At 71.0% G+C, this 18,084-nt stretch carries 16 protein-coding genes; 11 read left to right on the forward strand and 5 right to left on the reverse strand.

What is annotated here, in order from left to right:
- Positions 1 to 230: 230 nt before the first annotated feature.
- The 5 genes from ACFY5B_RS18890 (at position 231) to ACFY5B_RS18910 (ending at position 5,349) form a co-directional block, all read left to right on the forward strand.
- The gene (locus ACFY5B_RS18890; RefSeq protein ID WP_389970323.1) at positions 231 to 1,166 is read left to right on the forward strand and encodes a polysaccharide deacetylase family protein; all 936 of its coding nucleotides are present in this window, start codon (positions 231 to 233) and stop codon (positions 1,164 to 1,166) included.
- Positions 1,163 to 1,912, forward strand: coding sequence for a polysaccharide deacetylase family protein (locus ACFY5B_RS18895; protein ID WP_389970326.1), 750 nt, complete (start codon positions 1,163 to 1,165; stop codon positions 1,910 to 1,912). Before ACFY5B_RS18890 ends, ACFY5B_RS18895 begins: the two co-directional genes overlap by 4 nt.
- A gap of 169 nt (positions 1,913 to 2,081) precedes the next feature.
- Positions 2,082 to 2,390, forward strand: coding sequence for a co-chaperone GroES (groES, locus tag ACFY5B_RS18900; protein ID WP_003974211.1), 309 nt, complete (start codon positions 2,082 to 2,084; stop codon positions 2,388 to 2,390).
- A gap of 115 nt (positions 2,391 to 2,505) precedes the next feature.
- A complete protein-coding gene (gene groL, locus ACFY5B_RS18905; protein WP_389970329.1) occupies positions 2,506 to 4,131 on the forward strand; it encodes a chaperonin GroEL in 1,626 nt (541 codons plus the stop codon).
- Positions 4,132 to 4,293: 162 nt separating this feature from the next.
- Positions 4,294 to 5,349, forward strand: coding sequence for a hypothetical protein (locus tag ACFY5B_RS18910; protein ID WP_389970332.1), 1,056 nt, complete (start codon positions 4,294 to 4,296; stop codon positions 5,347 to 5,349).
- Between the two features lie 204 nt (positions 5,350 to 5,553).
- On the opposite strand, the gene ACFY5B_RS18915 is transcribed toward ACFY5B_RS18910, so the two are convergent.
- From ACFY5B_RS18915 to ACFY5B_RS18925, 3 genes are all read right to left on the reverse strand, one after another.
- Positions 5,554 to 6,261 (reverse strand): ester cyclase, encoded by a 708-nt coding sequence (locus ACFY5B_RS18915; protein ID WP_389970335.1) that lies wholly within the window; start codon positions 6,259 to 6,261, stop codon positions 5,554 to 5,556.
- Between the two features lie 85 nt (positions 6,262 to 6,346).
- Positions 6,347 to 7,120, reverse strand: coding sequence for an SDR family oxidoreductase (locus ACFY5B_RS18920; RefSeq protein WP_031110298.1), 774 nt, complete (start codon positions 7,118 to 7,120; stop codon positions 6,347 to 6,349).
- A 94-nt stretch (positions 7,121 to 7,214) separates the two neighbouring features.
- Positions 7,215 to 7,883: an MOSC domain-containing protein gene (locus ACFY5B_RS18925; RefSeq protein ID WP_389970339.1), complete on the reverse strand. Its 669-nt coding sequence runs from the start codon at positions 7,881 to 7,883 to the stop codon at positions 7,215 to 7,217.
- Positions 7,884 to 7,962: 79 nt separating this feature from the next.
- Here ACFY5B_RS18925 and ACFY5B_RS18930 point away from each other — a divergent pair, with 79 nt between their 5' ends.
- Entirely contained in the window at positions 7,963 to 8,862 is a 900-nt protein-coding gene (locus ACFY5B_RS18930; protein WP_389970342.1) for a LysR family transcriptional regulator, read from the forward strand.
- A gap of 65 nt (positions 8,863 to 8,927) precedes the next feature.
- On the opposite strand, the gene ACFY5B_RS18935 is transcribed toward ACFY5B_RS18930, so the two are convergent.
- Positions 8,928 to 9,257, reverse strand: coding sequence for a WhiB family transcriptional regulator (locus ACFY5B_RS18935; RefSeq protein WP_351626887.1), 330 nt, complete (start codon positions 9,255 to 9,257; stop codon positions 8,928 to 8,930).
- 380 nt (positions 9,258 to 9,637) lie between these two features.
- Here ACFY5B_RS18935 and ACFY5B_RS18940 point away from each other — a divergent pair, with 380 nt between their 5' ends.
- From ACFY5B_RS18940 to ACFY5B_RS18955, 4 genes are all read left to right on the forward strand, one after another.
- Complete coding sequence (locus ACFY5B_RS18940) at positions 9,638 to 10,249, forward strand: response regulator transcription factor (RefSeq protein ID WP_003948568.1); 612 nt, start codon at positions 9,638 to 9,640, stop codon at positions 10,247 to 10,249.
- Between the two features lie 502 nt (positions 10,250 to 10,751).
- Complete coding sequence (locus ACFY5B_RS18945) at positions 10,752 to 11,339, forward strand: sigma-70 family RNA polymerase sigma factor (protein WP_389970345.1); 588 nt, start codon at positions 10,752 to 10,754, stop codon at positions 11,337 to 11,339.
- 149 nt (positions 11,340 to 11,488) lie between these two features.
- On the forward strand, positions 11,489 to 12,994 hold the full coding sequence (gene guaB, locus ACFY5B_RS18950; RefSeq protein WP_389970348.1) for an IMP dehydrogenase: 1,506 nt from the start codon (positions 11,489 to 11,491) through the stop codon (positions 12,992 to 12,994).
- 103 nt (positions 12,995 to 13,097) lie between these two features.
- A complete protein-coding gene (locus ACFY5B_RS18955; RefSeq protein ID WP_033311552.1) occupies positions 13,098 to 14,222 on the forward strand; it encodes a GuaB3 family IMP dehydrogenase-related protein in 1,125 nt (374 codons plus the stop codon).
- A gap of 650 nt (positions 14,223 to 14,872) precedes the next feature.
- Here ACFY5B_RS18955 and ACFY5B_RS18960 read toward each other — a convergent pair.
- Positions 14,873 to 16,081 (reverse strand): nucleotide sugar dehydrogenase, encoded by a 1,209-nt coding sequence (locus ACFY5B_RS18960; protein ID WP_389970351.1) that lies wholly within the window; start codon positions 16,079 to 16,081, stop codon positions 14,873 to 14,875.
- A gap of 269 nt (positions 16,082 to 16,350) precedes the next feature.
- Between ACFY5B_RS18960 and ACFY5B_RS18965 the strand changes: the two genes are divergently transcribed.
- A complete protein-coding gene (locus ACFY5B_RS18965) occupies positions 16,351 to 18,057 on the forward strand; it encodes a glycerol-3-phosphate dehydrogenase/oxidase (protein WP_389970354.1) in 1,707 nt (568 codons plus the stop codon).
- Positions 18,058 to 18,084: the final 27 nt, after the last annotated feature.

Genomic DNA, 18,084 nt, shown 5'->3' on the forward strand with positions numbered 1-18,084 from the left:
CCCCGCCCCCGGGTGCTCGGTCCCGCCGCCCTGTGGGCCGGTCGGTGGACGGTGAGCCGCCCGCCCCCGGGTGCTCGGTCCCGCCGCCCTGTGGGCCGGTCGGTGGATGGTGAGCCGCCCGCCCCCGGGTGCTCGGTCCCGCCGCCCTGTGGGCCAGTCGGTGGATGGTGAGCCGCCCGGTCGCGGTGTCGGGGCGGGTTCGACCGGGCGGGCTGCGAGGATCCGGCGTCATGCGAGCAGTCGTACAAAATGACAAAAGCCGGGCGTCGGGGCGGGCGTCCGCCGGTGTACGGATCGTCATCGCCGTGCTCGTCCTCGCCGCCATCGCCTCCGGCTGCGCGCAGGACGGCGGCGACCAGGTCACCCCGGCAGGCGGCCAGCAGCCCCTCGACGCACCCCCGGCCCGCGCGCTCGACTCCTACGCCACCAAGCTGCGCGCCGCGCACGCCGCCCGGGTCGCCGCCGCGCACCGCTGGGATCTGCGCAGGACCCCGTCCGCCGCCCCGCCCGCCCCCGCGAAGAAGCCCAGGATCAGAACCCGCAAAGGCTTCGAGGTGGACGGCCACCGCGAGCTGGACCTCCCGCCCGTCTTCACCAGGATCCCCACCCGGGACAAGGTCGTCTTCCTCACCATCGACGACGGCGCCGAGAAGGACCCGGCGTTCCTGCGGATGATGAGCGACCTGGACGTCCCGTACAGCGCCTTCCTCAGCGGCTACCTGGTCAGGAACGACACCCCCTACTTCCGGAAGATGCAGTCCCGGGGCGTGGCCCTGCACAACCACACCCTCAACCACCCCAACCTGCGGGGTATGTCCTACCGGGCGCAGAAGCGTGAGATCTGCGGCATGCAGCGCTACATGGAGAGGCGGTTCGGCAAACGCCCCACCCTCTTCCGCCCGCCCTACGGCAGCTACGACCGGGCGACCCTGAGGGCTGCCAGGAAATGCGGCATCGCGTACGTGCCTCTGTGGAACGAGGAGGTCTTCGCCGACCACTGGGAGTACCGCGACGGGGGCCGGAAGCTGCATCCGGGTGACATCGTCCTCACGCACTTCCGGGGGCGTGACCAGTGGAAGGGCACAATGGCCGACATGGTCCGCCGCTTCCTGAACAAGGTCACGGCCCAGGGGTACGCGGTCGGGCGGCTGGAGGACTACCTGTGAGGCGCCAGGCCGCCGTACTGCTGTGCGTGGTCCTGCTGGCCGGCTGTTCCGGGGTGGCGGGTGAGCGGCGGGGCATCGCCGACGGCCGGGCCCGGGACCCGGCGCGCGAGGTGAGCGACGCGGGTCGGCTGCCGCCCGTCGTGGACCATGTCGCCACCCGCGAACCCGTCGTCTTCCTCACGTACGACGACGGCGCCGAACGCGACCCCCGCTTCGTCGGCCTCGTCCGCGAACGACGGCTCCCGGTCAGCATGTTCCTCACGGACAGCGTCGTGGGACCCGGCTACGGCCACTTCGCCCGGCTGCGCGCGGTCGGCGCGTCCATCCAGAACCACACCCTCGACCACCCCGCCCTGCGTGGCCTGCCCTACGCCGGCCAGCGCGCCGAGATCTGCGGCCAGCAGCACAAACTCCGCTCCCGCTTCGGCATCGTCCCCCGCCTCTTCCGCCCGCCCTACGGCACCTACGACCGGGTGACCCTGCGCGCCGCCGCCGACTGCGGCATCACCGCGGTCGTCCTGTGGCGCGCGTCCCTGAGCGCCGGCGGCGAACTGACGTACACCCGCGGCGAGCCCGGCCTGCGGGCCGGCGACATCGTCTCGGTGCCGTCGGGCGGGACGGGGCAGCCGACCCTGGCCGAGCGGACCGTGCGACTGCTGCGCGAGATCGAGGCGAGGGGGCTGCGGGTGGGGCGGCTCGAGGACCACCTGGAGAAAAGACCGGCCCGACGCGCCGCGGGCAATTAGCAGTCCGCTTGACCGAGTGCTAATCGCAGTCATAGTCTCGGCTCTGGCACTCCCCACTGGAGAGTGCCAACACAGCGACGGGCAGGTCCGGCACCCGCGACGACGGATCCACCTGGTCGCCACCTCAGACAGTTAACCCCGTGAGATCTCCGAAGGGGGAGGTCGGATCGTGACGACCACCAGCTCCAAGGTTGCCATCAAGCCGCTCGAGGACCGCATTGTGGTCCAGCCGCTCGACGCCGAGCAGACCACCGCCTCTGGCCTGGTCATCCCGGACACCGCCAAGGAGAAGCCCCAGGAGGGCGTCGTCCTGGCCGTGGGCCCGGGCCGCTTCGAGGACGGCAACCGTCTTCCGCTCGACGTCTCCGTCGGCGACGTCGTGCTCTACAGCAAGTACGGCGGCACCGAGGTGAAGTACAACGGCGAGGAGTACCTCGTCCTCTCGGCCCGCGACGTGCTCGCGATCGTCGAGAAGTAATTCACCCCAAGCACATTGCTTTGAACTGCGCCCCTGGCCCCCGCGATCGCTATTGAGCCGGGCGCCCGGGGCGCAGTGCCGTTACCCCTGATTCCGGAAGAGGGCTCACGCTCCCATGGCGAAGATCCTGAAGTTCGACGAGGACGCCCGTCGCGCCCTCGAGCGCGGCGTCAACAAGCTTGCCGACACGGTCAAGGTGACGATCGGCCCCAAGGGCCGCAACGTCGTCATCGACAAGAAGTTCGGCGCTCCCACCATCACCAACGACGGTGTGACCATCGCCCGTGAGGTCGAGGTCGAGGACCCGTACGAGAACCTCGGTGCCCAGCTGGTCAAGGAGGTGGCGACCAAGACCAACGACATCGCGGGTGACGGTACGACCACCGCGACCGTGCTCGCCCAGGCGCTCGTGCGTGAGGGCCTGAAGAACGTCGCCGCCGGTGCCTCCCCGGCCGCCCTGAAGAAGGGCATCGACGCCGCCGTCGCCGCGGTCTCCGAGGAGCTCCTCGCGACCGCCCGTCCGATCGACGAGAAGTCCGACATCGCCGCCGTCGCCGGTCTGTCCGCCCAGGACCAGCAGGTCGGCGAGCTCATCGCCGAGGCGATGGACAAGGTCGGCAAGGACGGTGTCATCACCGTCGAGGAGTCCAACACCTTCGGTCTGGAGCTGGACTTCACCGAGGGCATGGCCTTCGACAAGGGCTACCTGTCGCCGTACTTCGTGACGGACCAGGAGCGCATGGAAGCCGTCCTGGACGACCCGTACATCCTCATCACGCAGGGCAAGATCTCCGCCATCGCGGACCTCCTGCCGCTGCTGGAGAAGGTCATCCAGTCCAACGCCTCCAAGCCGCTGCTGATCATCGCCGAGGACGTCGAGGGCGAGGCCCTCTCCACCCTCGTCGTGAACAAGATCCGCGGCACCTTCAACGCCGTCGCCGTGAAGGCCCCCGGCTTCGGCGACCGCCGCAAGGCGATGCTGCAGGACCTGGCGATCCTCACCGGCGCCACGGTCGTCTCCGAGGAGGTCGGCCTCAAGCTCGACCAGGTCGGCCTGGACGTGCTCGGCTCCGCCCGCCGCGTCACCGTCACCAAGGACGACACCACGGTCGTCGACGGCGCCGGCAACAAGGACGACGTGCAGGGCCGCGTCGCCCAGATCAAGGCCGAGATCGAGTCCACCGACTCCGACTGGGACCGCGAGAAGCTCCAGGAGCGCCTCGCGAAGCTGGCCGGCGGCGTGTGCGTCATCCGCGTGGGTGCCGCCACCGAGGTCGAGCTCAAGGAGCGCAAGCACCGTCTGGAGGACGCCATCTCCGCGACCCGCGCCGCGGTCGAGGAGGGCATCGTCTCCGGTGGTGGCTCCGCGCTCGTCCACGCCGTCAAGGTCCTCGAGGGCAACCTCGGCAAGACCGGCGACGAGGCCACGGGTGTCGCGGTCGTCCGCAAGGCCGCCGTCGAGCCGCTGCGCTGGATCGCCGAGAACGCCGGCCTGGAGGGCTACGTCATCACCTCCAAGGTCGCCGAGCTCGACAAGGGCCAGGGCTTCAACGCCGCCACCGGCGAGTACGGCGACCTGGTCAAGGCCGGCGTCATCGACCCGGTCAAGGTCACCCGCTCCGCCCTGGAGAACGCCGCCTCCATCGCCTCCCTCCTCCTCACGACCGAGACCCTGGTCGTCGAGAAGAAGGAAGAGGAGGAGCCGGCCGCCGCGGGCCACGGCCACGGCCACTCCCACTGAGGCATGACGGCTGAGGGCTGACGACGTCGGCCCGCCCCAGCCCGAGCGAAGGCCCGGCGCCCCGGAAACGGGGCGCCGGGCCTTCGCCGTTCCGGCCCGCCGGTCATGGAACCGGCGAGACCGTCGCCGGCCTCCTACTCACCGGAGCTGAAGGGGGATGCGATGAGCCAGGCGCTCTACGAGGAACGATCCCGGAATCCGCTGGCGCGCACCGCGGAACTCACCGAGGTCCGGCTGCGCAGAGGCGGCCGGACCACACCGCTGGAGGAGCTGAACCACGCCGCCATGGCCGAGGCGTATCTCCGGGGACGCTGGCTCGGCGGCGGTGGAACCGAACGCCCCCTGGAGTCGCTGGCGCAGGGCCCGGGCGTCGTCCCGGTCACCCGCGTGACGGGCACGACCGCGCCCCTGAAGGTGCGCCGGACCGCCGACTTCGCCCGGGCCCTGGGTGAACTGGCCGTGCGCAGGTGCGGCGGGGCGGACCAGGTGGCCGCGCTCGCCGAGCGGGCCAGGGCGGAGGGCGTGCCCCTGTGGATCGCCCGCCGGTACGCGCCCGGTCCCGTCGGGCCGGTCGCCGTCGCCGTGGACCGGCGCCTGGTCCGCGTGGACGTCTGGGGCCCGCACGCTGCCGCCGTACGGCTCCGGGCACCGTGGGGTTATCGCCCCGACACCGCCGACCGGGCAAGCGGCCTGGTCATGACCGTCGGTGACATCACCGCACGGCTCGAACTGCGCAAGAAGATGCGCAAGTCCAAGAGCAGCGTCGAGATCCGCCTGCCCGACCGGCACTGGACACTGCGCCGCGAGAACGCCGACAGCTCGTGGCTGCTGCGCGACGACCGGCGCGTCGCGCTGCTGACCCGCCCCTCACGGTGGCCCGGCCCCCCGCCCGGCACGGTGCTGCTGCCGCTGGCCGACGTGCACCACGAGAGCGCCGACCCCCTGGACGCCGTCATGGCCCACGCGGCCGCGGTGTCCTTCGGCCTGGGTGACACGACGGGCCTGGCCCGGTTCCGTGCGGTGAGGTCCCGCCGGGAGACGGACGACGAGCTCTGGGAGCGCCCCTGGTTCAGCAATCTCGGCCGGGACCGCGACGACAACGAACCCGGCGGTGGCGACGGCTGGGGCAGCGACGGCGGGGACGGCGGCGACGGGGGAGGGGGCGGCAGCGACGGCGGCGGGGACGGAGGAGGCGGCGGCGGAGGCGGAGGCGACTAGCCGTCCCTCTTGCGGCCTCGTCGTTCTCGAAAGCCGATGAGGCCGCTCTGAAGCCGAATGGGTCGCTCACGCCGAACAGGTGGCTGTGGAGCCGAACAGGGCGCCGCCTTCGCCGCTCCGGCCGCCCGGTGGCTGCGGCAAGCCGCGTTCCTGGCGGCGTTCCGGCCACTCGAGCGGGCCGGAACGCCGTGACGCGCCGGGGACTCACAGCTCCAGCGGGTCGAGCACCCCGAGCTGCTGCATCAGCCCCAGCCGGTCGTACTGCCACCAGCCCTCGGCGATCTTCCCGTCCGGAGTGCAGCGGTGGACGGTCGTCCCCGTCATGGTGACCTCCTGCCCGGTCGGCGGGATCCCGAGGAACTCCCCGGTGTGCCGCCCGTGGAAGGTCCACCGCGTGCACACCCGGTCGCCCTGCGCCAGCTGGTCCTCGATGGTGAACGAGAAGTCGAAACCGCCCCGCCACACCTCCACCTCGCGCCGGACCGCGTCCAGCCCGATGACGTCCTGCACGTTGCCGGGATCGTGGTCGTGGTAGTCCTCGACGAACACGTCGTTGAACGGCGGCGCGTCCCCCTGACCCGGCGCGAGCTCGAAGAACCTGCGAGCGGTGGCCGCGTACAGCTGCTCGTCCCGCACCACGTCCAGGTCCGTGAAAGTCGGCGTCTCCTCGCAGAGCGCCACCATGTCCTGGAAGATCCGGTCGGTCTCCGGCAGCCCGGAGTTGCGCATCGCCTCCTCGTACGACGGGAACTCCACGATCTCCACGATGTGCGAGGCATCGGCCCGATCCTTCGCCACCACACTGTGCGACGCGGTCCGCTTCCCCTTGGTCTGCTCGACCCACCGGTCCATCAGCCGGTTCATCTCGTCGAGCCGGCTGGTCCTGCATTCGATGAGCTGTACGAAGGTCATGGCCTCGCCTCCGGCCCCCCTGGGTCCGGCTGAACAGCTTCATTGTCCCAACAGGAACTGCCCGTCGCCTCTTGGCCCAAGGCTCCTACTGCGGCCCGTACTTCCGCCCCGTCCTGGAGGAAACGGCCCCGAGCATCCCCCGCGGCACCAGCTTCGCCGCCCCCATCAGCGCCTTGTAGCGCGGGTCCGGAATGGAGAGCGTCTTGCCGCGCGCCAGATCGTGCAGCGCCGCCGCCACCAGCTTGTCCGCGTCGAGCCACATCCAGCCCGGGATGTTGTCGGTGCCCATACCCGCCCGGTCGTGGAACTCGGTGCGCACGAAACCCGGGCAGAGCGCCATCAGCCGTACGCCGCTGCCGGCCAGGTCGCGCGCCGCGCCCTGCGTGAACTGCACGACCCAGGCCTTGGACGCGCCGTAGGTGCCGCGGGGCACGAAGGCGGCCACCGACGCGACATTGACCACGCCGCCCCGGCCGCGCTCGCGCATGGCCTCGGTCGCCGCCGACGTCAGCCGCAGCACCGCCTCGCAGTGCACCTTGAGCATCCGCAGCTCGTCGGCCATGGAGACGTCGAGGTAGCGGCCCTTGTTGCCGAACCCGGCGTTGTTGATCAGCAGATCTACGGGGTTCTTGCGGTCGCCGAGGCGCCCGGCCACCGCCTCGATCCCCTTGTCCTCGGCCAGGTCGGCCGTCAGCACCTCCGCCTCGATGCCGTGCCGGTCGTGCAGCTCGGTCGCCTGCTCCCGAAGCCGCTTCGTGTCGCGGGCCACCAGCACCAGGTTGTGCCCGTCCGCCGCCAGTCGCCGCGCGAACGCGGCCCCGATGCCTGCCGTCGATCCCGTAATCAGAGCCGTTGTCATGGCAGAAGGTTAGTGACCCGGACTGAGTGCATCCGCTTCCCCTCGGAGCCGTCCGTGGTGAAGGGTCGATGGTGACCGGCGTGGTGATCGGCCGTCAGGCGCCGTACTTCTCCCGATATTCACGGGCCGTCCTCAGCACCTCCGGGTGCAGGGCCTCACCCGCGGCCACCAGTCGCGGCAGCAGTGTCCGCTCGGTCGTCACCGCCCGGAACTGCAGGGCCACGGTCACGTCGTGGCCGGGCCGGTGGACGATCTCGACGGCATCGCCCGCGCGGATCTCCCCGGGCTCGATCACCCGCAGATACGCCCCCGGCGCCCCTCGCTGCGTGAACCGCTTCACCCAGCCCTTCTCGCCCAGATGGCCCTGGAACGTACGGCACGGGATCCGGCCGGAGGTGATCTCCAGCACCACCTCGGGGCCGATGCGCCAGCGCTCGCCGATCAGGGCACCGGACACGTCCAGCCCGCGCGTCGTGAGGTTCTCGCCGAACGCGCCGTCGGGCAGTGTCCGGCCCAGTTCGCGCTCCCACGCGTCCAGGTCCTCGCGGGCCATGGCGTACACCGCCTGGTCGTCGCCGCCGTGGTGCTCCAGCTTGCACACCGCGTCCCCGGCCAGCCCGCTCCCGCCGACGCCCTTCGGCCCGGGCGCGGCCACCCGCACCGGCCCGTCCACCGGCCGCTTGCCGATCCCGGTCACGCCCTCCGGGTTGTCCGTGTACGGCACGGCCTCGGCACGGCCCAGATTCACTGACAGAAGCCTCATGCCCGAACGGTAGCGACCATTACTCAAAGCGTCGACGCATTATCGGCATCGGCGTCAAAGGGTGACTTATCCTCGAAGGGTGATCGAAGCTCGTCATCTCCGCGTCCTGCGCGCCGTCGCGACCACCGGCTCGTTCTCCGCCGCGGGCCGCGAGCTGGGCTGCACCCAGCCCGCCGTCAGCCAGCAGATGAAGGCCCTGGAAACCTCCGTCGGCACGCCGCTGCTGATCCGCACCGGACGGGAGATGCGCCTGACCCAGGCCGGTGAGGCCCTGGTGCGCCACGCCTCCGGAATCCTCGCCGGGCTCACGGCCGCGGAGGAGGAGGTCGCCGCCATCGCCGGGCTGCGCGCGGGACGGGTCCGGCTCGTCTCCTTCCCCAGCGGCAGCTCCACCCTCGTCCCCACGGCTCTCGCCGCACTGCGCGAGGCGCACCCCGGCACCCGTGTCTCCCTGGAGGAGGCCGAGCCGCCCGCCTCCGTGGGCCTGCTGCGCGAGGGTGACTGCGACGTGGCGCTCGCCTTCCGCTACGAAGGTGCGGCCGGTGCCGAGGAGTGGGACGACCTCGTCGTACGACCGCTGCTTTCGGACCGGCTGGTCGCGCTCGTACCGGAACGCCACCGGCTCGCGGGCGCGCGGTCCGTCGCGATCGGCGAGCTCGCCGGGGAACCGTGGATCGCGGGTTGCCCACGCTGCCGCGGACAATTGGTCGAGGTGTGCGCGGCGGCCGGCTTCACCCCGCGCATCGACTTCGCGACCGACGACTACCCCGCGGTCGTCGGCCTCGTCGGGGCCGGCCTGGGCGTGGCCGTCCTTCCCCAGTTGGCCGTCGAGTCGGTGAGGCCCCGGGGGGTGCGCGCCGTGAGGCTGGAACCGGCGGTGCGGCGGGAGATCGTCGCGCTCACCCTGCCCGATCTCGCACACGTCCCGGCCGTGGCGGCGACACTCGACCAGCTGGCCCGGGCCGCCCGCCGCCAGTAGCGGCGTCCCACCCGCGTCAAAAACCAACGGCACGCGTCCGCGTGCCCGTTTGCAGAAACGTTCCTTCAGTTGTTCGAGGCGGTGTGCCCGCCCGGTGCCGACGCCGACACCAGCCGGTTGCGCGCCCGCCCCATCAGCTCTTCGCGCTCGTCCTCGGTCAGCCCGCCCCACACGCCGTACGGCTCACGCACCGCCAGGGCGTGAGCAGCGCACTCCGCGCGTACCGGGCACCTCATGCAGACCTCTTTGGCCGAGTTCTCACGAGCGCTCCTCGCCGCACCGCGCTCACCCTCCGGATGGAAGAAGAGCGAGCTGTCCACCCCGCGACAGGCAGCAAGCAGCTGCCAGTCCCACAGGTCCGCGTTCGGTCCGGGAAGGCGGGAGAAATCTGCCATTACGTGACCCCTTGTAGCCGTTTTGGGCGGATCCGGTGTCTACGACCGTACAACTACGATCTAAGGAGATGAAAATATGACTCATTGCGAATCTAGCTCCAGACACTGGCAAAGCGGAAGAAATGGGTCTGAATGGGGCATAGCTTGTGATGAAAGTTCGAGGGTCTGCTGTGCATGTCTGCACCGTGTCCGCCCCCTCACGTAGAGTGCCGAAGAGGGCAGCCGCCCCCGTAACTCTTTCGAGTGACCGTCGTTGAGAGTGCGAGGCGGTTGAAGGAACAAGTGCTCGGGCCCGTGTCCGAGACGGTCGACCGCACAGGTGACGATTTCGTACCAGCCTGGAGGCTCAAGGTGACGTGCATCAGCTGCGGAGGGCGGTCATGACTTCCGTCCTCGTCTGCGACGACTCCCCGCTTGCCCGAGAGGCGCTCCGTCGTGCGGTGGCGACCGTGCCCGGCGTAGAGCGCGTGACGACGGCGGCCAACGGCGAGGAAGTCCTCCGCCGCTGGGGGGCCGACCGCTCGGACTTGATTCTGATGGACGTACGCATGCCCGGACTGGGCGGCGTCGAGACGGTCCGGCGGCTCCTGTCCGCCGACCCCGGTGCGCGCATCATCATGCTCACCGTCGCCGAGGACCTGGACGGCGTGGCCCTCGCGGTCGCCGCCGGTGCCCGCGGCTACCTGCACAAGGACGCCTCCCGCGCGGAACTGCGCGCCACGGTGACCCAGGCCCTGGCCGACCCGACCTGGCGGCTCGCCCCGCGCCGGCTGCGCTCGGCCGAGATGGGCGCGGCGCCCACGCTCACCGCGCGTGAGATCCAGGTCCTCGAAGGCATGAGCCACGGCCGCTCGAACGCCGAGATCGGCCGCGAGCTGTTCCTCTCCGAGGACACCGTGAAGACCCACGCCCGGCGCCTGTTCAAGAAGCTCGGCGCCTCGGACCGTGCCCACGCCGTGGCGCTCGGCTTCCGGTGGGGTCTGGTGCGCTAGGGCCTGTTGTTCGGATCACGCCCGTCCCTCGGATCACGCCCGTCACTCGGATCGGGCCGGTTCCGGGGCGGGGGCTCCGGCCTCGGCCGGAGGGCGGGGGCACATGGATGCCCCCGCGGGAGCCGCGACCGCGCGTGCCGGAGCCCACGGCCGACGACAGCGCCGTCGGGGATCCGTCCTTGCCGCTGCGAGGCCGAGAGCTCGGGTGGGCGAAGTCGAGGACCCACGCCCCCGGGCTGATTCGAACGGCAGGCCCCAGCGGTCGTGGTGAGGGCACGGAACGCCAGGTGGGCGCGGGTGGACCGGGGGTCCGCCACAGGCCCGCTGCTCGTTTCGCCGCGGATGCCGCATCCTTGAGGGTGTGGAGTTCCTCGGGGACGAGTCGGTCGAGCGGAAGGGGAGGGCGCAGGGGATGAGTGCCGGCGCACCTGCTCATAACGCTTCGGTGCACAACGACGGGAGCGGTGCCGCGCAGCCGGCGGCCGCAAGGCACCATGGACCGATGCGCGACGACGAGGCGGCCCATGCCCAGGGCCCGATCCGTGCGCTCGTCCACCGCGCCGTCGACGGGGACGAGCAGGCGACGCACGACCTGCTCGCCCATGTCCACCCCCTGGCCCTGCGCTACTGCCGCACCCGTCTGTCCCGTCTCCCGGGCGACGCGCGGCACTTCGTGGAGGACCTCGCGCAGGAGGTCTGCGTGGCGGTGCTCCTCGCGCTGCCCCGCTACCGGGACACCGGGCGCCCCTTCGAGGCGTTCGTCTTCGCCATCGCCGCGCACAAGGTCGCCGACCTGCAGCGCGCGGCGATGCGCCACCCCGGCTCGACGGCGGTCCCCTCCGACGAGATGCCCGAGCGCCCGGACGACTCCCTGGGCCCGGAAGAGCGCGCCCTGCTCAGCAGCGACGCGGAATGGGCCAAGAAACTCCTCGCCAACCTCCCCGAGAATCAGCGGGAGCTGCTGCTGCTGCGTATCGCGGTGGGGCTCACGGCCGAGGAGACCGGCCAGATGTTGGGAATGTCACCCGGCGCGGTCCGGGTGGCTCAGCACAGGGCGCTGAGCCGGCTGCGGGCGCTGGCCGAGCAGTAGGCCTTCAGCGGCCCTTCGTTGAACAGGCGGTGCGCCGCTTCCGTACGAACATACGAAGCCCGGTGCGGGCCGGATCCGTGGAATGAGACAGCCGCGCTTCCCGTTAGCATGGACATCCGCACCGATCAAGGCCATTTGGGGAAGGTGTCATGACTGCCAACGTCGACGGAGTGCCCGGAAAATTCGCGACACTCGGGCTGACCTACGACGACGTGCTGCTGCTGCCGGGTGCATCCGAGGTGCTCCCCAACGCGGTCGACACCTCGTCCCGCATCTCCCGCAACGTCCGGGTCAACATCCCGCTGCTCTCCGCGGCGATGGACAAGGTGACCGAGTCGCGCATGGCGATCGCGATGGCCCGCCAGGGCGGCGTCGGCGTGCTGCACCGCAACCTCTCCATCGAGGACCAGGTCAACCAGGTCGACCTGGTGAAGCGCTCCGAGTCCGGCATGGTCACCGACCCGATCACGGTGCACCCCGACGCGACGCTGGCCGAGGCCGACGCCCTGTGCGCCAAGTTCCGCATCAGCGGCGTCCCGGTCACCGACGGCAACAAGAAGCTGCTCGGCATCGTCACCAACCGCGACATGGCCTTCGAGACCGACCGCACCCGTCAGGTGCGTGAGGTCATGACGCCGATGCCGCTGGTCACCGGCAAGGTCGGCATCTCCGGCGCCGACGCCATGGAGCTGCTGCGCCGCCACAAGATCGAGAAGCTCCCCCTGGTCGACAACGCGGGTGTCCTCAAGGGCCTCATCACGGTCAAGGACTTCGTCAAGGCCGAGCAGTACCCCAACGCGGCGAAGGACTCCGAGGGCCGGCTGCTCGTCGGTGCGGCCGTGGGCGCCAGCCCCGAGGCGCTGGAGCGCGCCCAGGCGCTCGCCGGTGCCGGTGTGGACTTCCTGGTCGTCGACACCTCGCACGGCCACAACAGCAACGCCCTCAGCTGGATGGCGAAGATCAAGTCGAGCGTCGGCGTCGACGTGATCGGCGGCAACGTCGCCACGCGTGACGGCGCCCAGGCGCTGATCGACGCCGGTGTCGACGGCATCAAGGTGGGCGTGGGCCCCGGCTCGATCTGCACCACCCGCGTGGTCGCCGGCATCGGTGTCCCGCAGGTCACGGCCATCTACGAGGCGTCCCTCGCGGCCCGTCCGGCGGGCATCCCGCTGATCGGCGACGGCGGCCTGCAGTACTCCGGCGACATCGGCAAGGCCCTGGCCGCCGGCGCCGACACCGTGATGCTGGGCAGCCTCCTCGCCGGCTGTGAGGAGTCCCCGGGCGAGCTGCAGTTCATCAACGGCAAGCAGTTCAAGTCGTACCGCGGCATGGGCTCGCTCGGTGCGATGCAGTCCCGCGGCCAGGCCAAGTCGTACTCCAAGGACCGCTACTTCCAGGCCGAGGTCGGCTCCGACGACAAGCTCGTGCCCGAGGGCATCGAGGGCCAGGTGCCCTACCGCGGTCCGCTGGCCAACGTCCTGCACCAGCTCGTCGGCGGCCTGCGCCAGACCATGGGCTACGTGGGCGCCGCCTCGATCGACGAGATGGAGACCAAGGGCCGCTTCGTCCGGATCACCTCCGCGGGCCTCAAGGAGAGCCACCCGCACGACATCCAGATGACGGTCGAGGCACCGAACTACAGCCGCAGCAAGTAGCGGCCGGCCTCCCAGGGCGGCTCCGGAGCATCCGGGGCCGCCCTCGCCGTGCCCGTCGGCGATACTGGAAGACGCTGCAACGCATCAGGGAAAGGCCACAGACGTGACTGAGATCGAGATCGGGCGCGGCAAGCGCGGCCGCCGGGCGTACGCCTTCGACGACATCGCCGTCGTCCCCAGCCGCCGTACGCGGGACCCGAAGGAGGTCTCCATCGCCTGGCAGATCGACGCCTACCGCTTCGAGCTGCCCTTCCTGGCCGCCCCCATGGACTCGGTCGTGTCCCCGGCCACCGCGATCCGCATCGGCGAGCTCGGCGGCCTCGGCGTGCTGAACCTCGAAGGCCTGTGGACGCGCTACGAGGACCCGCAGCCGCTGCTCGACGAGATCACCGGTCTCGACGCGGAGACCGCGACCCGCCGTCTGCAGGAGATCTACGCGGCTCCCATCAAGGAGGAGCTGATCGGGCAGCGCATCAAGGAGGTGCGCGACTCCGGCGTCGTCACCGCCGCCGCGCTCTCCCCGCAGCGCACCGCCCAGTTCTCCAAGGCCGTCGTGGACGCGGGCGTGGACATCTTCGTCATCCGCGGTACGACGGTCTCCGCGGAGCACGTCTCCGGCGCGCACGAGCCGCTCAACCTCAAGCAGTTCATCTACGAGCTGGACGTCCCGGTGATCGTCGGCGGCTGCGCCACGTACACCGCGGCCCTGCACCTGATGCGCACCGGCGCGGCCGGTGTGCTCGTCGGCTTCGGCGGCGGCGCCGCGCACACCACGCGCAACGTGCTCGGCATCCAGGTCCCCATGGCGACGGCGGTCGCCGACGTGGCCGCGGCGCGCCGTGACTACATGGACGAGTCGGGCGGCCGGTACGTGCACGTGATCGCGGACGGCGGTGTCGGCTGGTCCGGCGACCTGCCCAAGGCGATCGCCTGCGGCGCGGACTCGGTGATGATGGGCTCCCCGCTGGCCCGTGCGACCGACGGCCCGGGCAAGGGCCACCACTGGGGCATGGAGGCCGTGAACGAGGAGTTGCCGCGCGGAAAGAAGGTCGCCCTCGGCACGGTCGGCACTCTGGAGGAGATCCTCACGGGACCGTCCCACACCCCCGACGGCTCGATGAACCTCTTCGGCGCCCTGCGCCGCGCCATGTCCACGACCGGTTACAGCGAGCTGAAGGAGTTCCAGCGGGTCGAGGTCACGGTGGCGGACTCGCAGCACCGGCGGTAGTCCGTTCCGGCACTGAGTAGGGCCTGGTCACTCGGGGGAGTGGCCGGGCCCTTTTTGCGTGCCCAAGTGGCACTGACGGGGCGCGTGTTGCCGATGGGGGGCGCACGGGTGCCTTGGGGCCGTTCGGCCCCGTGGAAGGCGGTTTCGAGGCGCTAGTGTCCTTGATCGGCGCCCCAGGTTCTTCTGGGTGCCCCCTTCCAAGGACACGATCCGGACCCCGCCCTCGGGGCCCGGCCCGATTCCGACGTGCCGTCCCACCGGGTCAATGGGCGGCGTCGTGGAAGGGGGCGCCCATGGGACGTCACCGCAAGCCCACCCGCTGGGACCAACTCCGTCTTCGGACGGTGCAGTGCCGGAGGAGGTGGATCTTGCGGATTTTCGGATGGTGAGCGGCCGCCCCCACAAGACCTAGGGGCGGACACTCCGTGATCCATCCAGGAGCCTGCCGCAGTGACCGCTGCGGCGGGCTCCACCTTGTTTCGGATGGTGAGCGGCCGCCCCCACAAGAACTAGGGGCGGACACTCCGTGATCCATCCAGGAGCCTGCCGCAGTACCCGCTGCGGTGGGCTCCGCCTGTGCCCGTAAGGTACCCGCGCAGCGTGCCGCATGCCACCGGTCTCCTGGGCTCACGCACCTCACGCGCCCCCGTTCACAACCGATGCGCCGCCCCCGTAGGGGCTGCCCCCCGCGTGTCCAGCAGCAGCTGGGCCTTCACCGACAGGCCCTGGAGGTCGTACGTGCGGTGCTGCTGGAGCAGGATGGTCAGGTCGGCGTCGGCGGCCGCCTCGTAGAGGGAGTCGGCGCGAGGGATGGGGCGGTCCAGGACGCTCCAGGCGGGGACGTACGGGTCGTGGTAGCTGACCGAGGCACCCAGTTCCATCAGGCGCAGGGCGACCTCCTGGGCGGGGGTGCCCTGGAGGTCCGCGAGGTCGGGCTTGTAGGTGACGCCGATGAGGAGCACGCGGGCGCCCCGGGCCGACTTGCCGTGCTCGTTGAGGAGCGTGGCCGCGCGCTGGACGACGTAGCCGGGCATGCGGTTGTTGACCTCCTGGGCCAGTTCCACCATGCGCAGGCCGCGGCCGCCGCCCGCGGTCATGTCCTGGGGGACGGAGTGGCCGCCGACGCCGGGGCCCGGGCGGAAGGCCTGGAAGCCGAACGGCTTGGTCTCCGCGCAGCGGACGACGTCCCAGAGGTCGACGCCGAGGTCGTTGCAGAGGACGGCCATCTCGTTCACGAGGGCGATGTTCACGTGCCGGTAGTTGGTCTCCAGCAGCTGCACGGTCTCCGCTTCGCGCAGTCCACGCGCGCGTACCACCTTGTCGGTCAGCCGTCCGTAGAACGCCGCGGCCGACTCGGTGCAGGCCGGGGTGAGGCCGCCGATGACCTTGGGGGTGGTGGCGGGCGTGACGTCGCGGTTGCCCGGGTCGACGCGGCTGGGGGAGTACGCGAGGTGGAAGTCGCGTCCCGCCCGGAGCCCGGAGCCCTCTTCGAGGAGCGCACGCAGGAATCCCTCCGTCGTCCCCGGGTACACTGGTGACTCGAGGATCACCGTGGTGTGCGGGCGCAGATGGCCGGCCAGGGTCCGGGCGGCCGCTTCCAGCTGGCTCAGGTCGAGCCCGCCGTCCGCTGCGGGCGGAGTCGGCGCGCAGATGACCGCCGTGCGCACCCGGCCCAGCTCGGCCGGGTCGGTGGCCGGCCGGAAGCCCCCCGAGAGCATCCGGCGCAGCTCGGCGGGGCTGAGCGAGCCCGTCTCGGGGCCGGTCCGGTAGCCGAGGGTGGGGATGCCGGCGGCGACGGCGGCCTGGGCCAGGGGCAGGCCGTAAGGGCCGAGTCCGATGACGGCGAGATCTGCGGGCATGGCGGCCGTCCTTCCCGATAGCCGAAGTGGGACAGGTGCGCAAGCCCTGTGGACAGGACGGGCGAGCGCAATGTCAGACTAGGAGTAAATATGACCGATATGCGGGATTGCTCGGCCGAGTTTCGGTGAGTGTTCCGTGAGCGTTGTCCACAGGCTGCGGGCCCGTGGTGGCTGAAGTCGGGCAACGCGGTCAGAATCTGGGCAGGGGGATACGGACGGGGCCACGCCCGACGGGTGCGGCCGGTGCGACCGATGAGCGGGAGGCAGCGGTGAGGACAGCGACACTCGGACCGGCGCAGCGCGCCGAGTCACTCGCATCCATGGCCGAGCGCGAGCTGGACGTGCTGGTCGTGGGTGCAGGTGTGGTGGGTGCGGGCACCGCTCTCGACGCGGTGACCCGGGGCCTGTCCACAGGTCTGGTCGAGGCACGTGACTGGGCGTCCGGCACCTCCAGCCGGTCCAGCAAGCTCATCCACGGCGGCCTGCGCTATCTGGAGATGCTCGACTTCGCACTCGTACGCGAGGCCCTGAAAGAACGCGGCCTGCTGCTGGAGCGGCTCGCCCCGCATCTGGTGAAGCCCGTGCCGTTCCTGTACCCGTTGCAGCACAAGGGCTGGGAGCGTCTGTACGCCGGTTCTGGCGTCGCCATGTACGACGCCATGTCCATGGCCCGGGGGCACGGCCGCGGCCTTCCGATGCACCGTCACCTGACGCGTTCTCACGCCCTGCGCGTGGCGCCCTGCTTGAAGAAGAACGCGCTGGTCGGGGCGCTGCAGTACTACGACGCGCAGATGGACGACGCCCGGTACGTGACGAACCTGGTGCGTACGGCGGTGGCCTACGGCGCCAAGGCCGCGAACCGCGCGCGGGTCACGGCTTTCCTGCGCGAGGGCGAGCGGGTCGTCGGGGCGAAGGTGCAGGACGTCGAAGGGGGTGGCGAGTACGAGATCCGGGCCAAACAGGTCGTCAACGCCACCGGCGTGTGGACGGACGACACCCAGGCCATGGTCGGCGAGCGCGGCCAGTTCCACGTCCGGGCGTCCAAGGGCATCCACCTGGTCGTGCCGCGCGACCGGATCCACTCCACGACCGGGCTCATCCTGCGCACGGAGAAGTCCGTGCTGTTCGTGATCCCCTGGGGCCGGCACTGGATCGTCGGCACCACGGACACCGACTGGGACCTCGACAAGGCCCACCCGGCCGCGTCCAGCGCGGACATCGACTACCTGCTGGAACATGTGAACTCGGTGCTGGCGGTGCCGCTCACCAGGGACGACGTCCAAGGCGTGTACGCGGGTCTGCGACCGCTGCTCGCGGGTGAGTCGGACGCCACCAGCAAGCTGTCGCGCGAGCACACCGTGGCGCATCCCGTGCCAGGGCTGGTCGTCGTGGCGGGCGGCAAGTACACGACGTACCGGGTCATGGCCAAGGACGCGGTGGACGCGGCGGTGCACGGGCTCGACATGCGCGTCGCCGACTGCGTCACGGAGGACGTGCCGCTGCTGGGCGCCGAGGGCTACCGGGCGCTGTGGAACGCGCGAGCGCGGATCGCCGCCCGGACCGGACTGCACGTGGTGCGGGTCGAGCACCTGCTGAACCGCTACGGGACGATGACCGAGGAGCTCCTCCAGCTCATCGCCGAGGACCCGTCGCTGGGCGAGCCGCTGGCAGCGGCCGACGACTATCTGCGCGCCGAGATCGTGTACGCCGCCTCCCACGAGGGGGCACGGCACCTGGACGATGTGCTGACCCGGCGGACGCGCATCTCGATCGAGACCTTCGACCGGGGCGCCCGCAGCGCACGTGACGCCGCCGAACTGATGGCGCCCGTGCTCGGTTGGGACGAGGGCCAGATCGAGCGCGAGGTCGAGCACTACCAGAAGCGGGTGGAGGCCGAGCGGGAGTCGCAGCGGCAGCCGGACGACCTGACGGCGGACGCGGCACGGCTGGGGGCGCCGGACATCGTGCCGTTGTGATCCTCTCGGACCAAGTGCGGCGGCAGG

It is taken from the genome of Streptomyces sp. NPDC013187, assembly GCF_042899705.1.
Classification (GTDB): Bacteria; Actinomycetota; Actinomycetes; order Streptomycetales; family Streptomycetaceae; genus Streptomyces; species Streptomyces hawaiiensis_A.

Excerpts from the sequence above, each read along its gene's own strand:
- ACFY5B_RS18915 (WP_389970335.1), bottom strand. The coding sequence starts at position 6,261 with ATGACCTTCGTACAGCTCATCGAATGCAGGACCAGCCGGCTCGACGAG.
- ACFY5B_RS18890 (WP_389970323.1), top strand. The coding sequence starts at position 231 with ATGCGAGCAGTCGTACAAAATGACAAAAGCCGGGCGTCGGGGCGGGCG.
- guaB (WP_389970348.1), top strand. The coding sequence starts at position 11,489 with ATGACTGCCAACGTCGACGGAGTGCCCGGAAAATTCGCGACACTCGGG.
- ACFY5B_RS18935 (WP_351626887.1), bottom strand. The coding sequence starts at position 9,257 with ATGGCAGATTTCTCCCGCCTTCCCGGACCGAACGCGGACCTGTGGGAC.
- groL (WP_389970329.1), top strand. The coding sequence starts at position 2,506 with ATGGCGAAGATCCTGAAGTTCGACGAGGACGCCCGTCGCGCCCTCGAG.
- ACFY5B_RS18925 (WP_389970339.1), bottom strand. The coding sequence starts at position 7,883 with ATGAGGCTTCTGTCAGTGAATCTGGGCCGTGCCGAGGCCGTGCCGTAC.
- ACFY5B_RS18945 (WP_389970345.1), top strand. The coding sequence starts at position 10,752 with ATGCGCGACGACGAGGCGGCCCATGCCCAGGGCCCGATCCGTGCGCTC.
- ACFY5B_RS18960 (WP_389970351.1), bottom strand. The coding sequence starts at position 16,081 with ATGCCCGCAGATCTCGCCGTCATCGGACTCGGCCCTTACGGCCTGCCC.
- ACFY5B_RS18920 (WP_031110298.1), bottom strand. The coding sequence starts at position 7,120 with ATGACAACGGCTCTGATTACGGGATCGACGGCAGGCATCGGGGCCGCG.
- ACFY5B_RS18940 (WP_003948568.1), top strand. The coding sequence starts at position 9,638 with ATGACTTCCGTCCTCGTCTGCGACGACTCCCCGCTTGCCCGAGAGGCG.
- ACFY5B_RS18910 (WP_389970332.1), top strand. The coding sequence starts at position 4,294 with ATGAGCCAGGCGCTCTACGAGGAACGATCCCGGAATCCGCTGGCGCGC.